1 pseudogene is annotated in these 346 nt (G+C 52.9%); it reads left to right on the forward strand.

The annotated features are described in order from the left end of the window. A pseudogene (locus ASG38_RS00390) lies at positions 1 to 346 on the forward strand (hypothetical protein); the annotation flags it as partial.

Here is a 346-nt window from a genome sequence, read left to right on the forward strand (position 1 = left end):
GACAGGCGCGCCAACATGGGTGAACCAGTCAGCCCTGGTTCCTGCCACCACAAACACTTTGGTTAATAACGGTACCAACACACTCACATCAACCGTAAACGGGGTAGTGGCTACGGCAGCGGCAGTGAATAGCGTTACTACCAGCTTATCCGGTTCAAACCTGACCACAACGGTAAACGGTGTGGGTAGTACGGCATTGAATCTGGCTCCGGTAGTGGCTGCCAATGACAAGACCAGTTCTGTATTGGCAGGAACGGCGACCACAGTAACTTCCGCAACAAGTGGCAACAATACGGCCTATACGGTAAACGTAAGTCCTGCAACGGCTTCCGCAACAGGAGCTGTA

The sequence above is a fragment of the Flavobacterium sp. Leaf359 genome, assembly GCF_001423985.1.
Taxonomy (GTDB): domain Bacteria; phylum Bacteroidota; class Bacteroidia; order Flavobacteriales; family Flavobacteriaceae; genus Flavobacterium; species Flavobacterium lindanitolerans.